Origin of the sequence: Holospora undulata HU1, assembly GCF_000388175.3 — a bacterium.
GTDB lineage: Bacteria > Pseudomonadota > Alphaproteobacteria > Holosporales > Holosporaceae > Holospora > Holospora undulata_A.
In genome coordinates this window covers 1-2,401 of sequence record NZ_ARPM03000070.1, presented here as the reverse complement: position 1 = coordinate 2,401, position 2,401 = coordinate 1, and the positions used below count along the sequence as shown (strand labels likewise).

Annotated in this window: 1 protein-coding gene, 1 tRNA gene and 1 pseudogene; 2 read left to right on the top strand and 1 reads right to left on the bottom strand. The window is 32.3% G+C overall.

Going from position 1 to position 2,401, the window contains the following annotated elements:
* Positions 1-298 precede the first annotated feature (298 nt).
* Positions 299-1,732, top strand: coding sequence for a cryptochrome/photolyase family protein (locus K737_RS01220; RefSeq protein WP_006297333.1), 1,434 nt, complete (start codon positions 299-301; stop codon positions 1,730-1,732).
* A gap of 223 nt (positions 1,733-1,955) precedes the next feature.
* On the opposite strand, the gene K737_RS01215 is transcribed toward K737_RS01220, so the two are convergent.
* Positions 1,956-2,026: transfer RNA gene (locus K737_RS01215), tRNA-Cys, on the bottom strand.
* Between the two features lie 168 nt (positions 2,027-2,194).
* On the opposite strand from K737_RS01215, the pseudogene K737_RS09235 reads away from it, so the two are divergent.
* Positions 2,195-2,324, top strand: a pseudogene (locus tag K737_RS09235) (helix-turn-helix domain-containing protein); the annotation flags it as partial.
* Positions 2,325-2,401 lie beyond the last annotated feature (77 nt).

Genomic DNA, 2,401 nt, shown 5'->3' with positions numbered 1-2,401 from the left:
CGGTGATTTGCGAGTTTGTGCGCGCGTTAAAAAATACAATTGTGAAAAGTATATGCACCGCTTCGCATTTGTCCATTTAGTATCGGGAAATGGTATCAGTTTTGAGGTGTCTTATCTAAGAATAAGTTCTTTTAATTTAAGGTATATTTTATATATGTGCACATTGCTTTAATGATATCATTGCTGTAGACTTATAAAGATTTTATGTAACTATAACAAAAACTTCAACTAAAAAAATAATAATTTTATTTAAATAAAGATAAATGCACGATATTTTAGTTTTTTAAGGCTATTACATATGGATCAATTAAAGTCAATTTTTTGGTTTAGGCAAGATTTAAGACTTTCGGACAATCTTGGGCTTATAGAGTCTTGTAAAATAGGGGGGGTATTGCCTATATATATTTTAGATGATTTGGCTCCTAAACCATTTAAAATGGGAAGTGTTAGTAAGATTTATCTGCATTACTCTTTGCAAAGCCTTAATAAATCTTTAGAAGAAAAGTTGAATCTTTACATTGGGAATTCTAAACAAATCATCACCCAATTGGTTCAAAAATATAATATTAAAAATGTATTTTGGAATCGGTGTTATGAGCCATGGAGGATTATTGAAGATAAGATAATTGAAGAAAAGCTTAGGGATTTAAAGATTAATTGTATTACATTTAATGGATCATATTTGTGGGAACCTAAAGAAATTAAAAAAGAAGATGGATCATATTATAAAGTCTTTGGTGCCTATAAAAGAAAAGTATATTCCTGCCTTCCAAGAAGACCGCTTACTTTTCTAACGAGCAATTTATTAATAAAGGATTATAGTAATTTTACAGAATTGAAAGATTTTAAACTTATTTCTAGTCAATCTTGGGAAAAAAAAATAACAGCACATTGGGAGTTTGGGGAAAAAGCTGCTCAAAAAAAAATGAATACCTTTTTACAGCACCATTTGTTTGGGTACAAAGTGGGAAGAGACTATCCAGGGAAAAATCAGACCTCAAGACTATCTGTGAATCTTCATTTTGGAGAAATATCTCCCCATCAAGTTTGGGAATCTGTAAGCAGTGCTTATCGGTTGGATAGTTTTAAAAATCTTGGTGCATATCAAGAAGATGTAGAGCACTTTTTAAGTGAATTGATCTGGAGAGAATTTTCTTGCTATCTCATGACGCATTTTAGAGAACTTCCTTGGAAAAATTTTCAAGAGAAATTTGATCGATTTCCTTGGAGGTCTGCCGATGATGAACTTTTTCATGCTTGGAAGAGCGGGAATACAGGGTACCCAATTATTGATGCAGGAATGCGAGAACTTTTGCAAACAGGGTATATGCACAATCGTGTCCGAATGATTGTGGCTTCGTTTTTAGTCAAAAATTTAATGATTCATTGGAATCATGGAAGAGATTGGTTTTGGGAGTGTCTGGTTGATGCTGATCTTGCAAACAATAGTGCCAGTTGGCAATGGGTAGCAGGGAGCGGTGCTGATGCGGCTCCCTATTTTAGAATTTTCAATCCCACTACACAAGGACAAAAATTTGATAGTCAAGGGGAATACACTAAAAAATTTGTTCCTGAACTGGAAAAATTACCAAGTAAGTACCTATTTGAACCGTGGAAAGCCTTTGGTAGTGCGCTGCAAAAATCAGAAATTAACTGTTCTTCTTATTCTTCTTTCATTGTTGATCTAAAATTTTCTAGGGAAAGAGCATTGTCTGCATACAAAATGCTTTAGGATTTTTACTAAACGTTAGTTAATAAAAAAACATTCTAGCAAAATATTTTCTTCTATACTCTTTCATAGTATATCTTTTAATAAAAGCGCTTTAACTTTAAAAACTTCGTGATTTTGTACGTTAAAGCCCAAATTTTTCTCTCGAAAAACACAAAGCTCCACTAAATAAATAAAATTTAGGCACCTAAACTAAAACAAAAAAAATTTTAATATCTAGTTAAAGAGACCGAGACTGGAATTGAACCAGTATAAAAGGATTTGCAGTCCTCTGCATCACCACTCTGCCACTCGGCCAACGAAAAAATTTTACATCATTTAAATATGAAATACAAGGCTAAAAAATTCAAAAAAGTAGCCGAATCCTAAAAAAATTTTGGAAACCTTTAACTAAAAGATCTTTTTTGTTAGAATTGGTAAAGGAAGTCTTTTAAAAGTCTCTAAAAATGATTATATGTAAATTTTGTGAATGTTCGGAGTGCTTTAAAAGTAGTTTTTTTCGAGGGGGAAAGCGGTACAAATGATAAAAAATGTGGAAAAAATTTCACGAGGTGTGCCCAAGAAAGACAAGCTGAAAGCCCTCATTTTATACTCATGCTGAATGAAATTGTTTACAAGTTTAATAATTTTTCTTGTGCAAAGATTTCTGACAGAAGAAGATCGTGTTGCGTT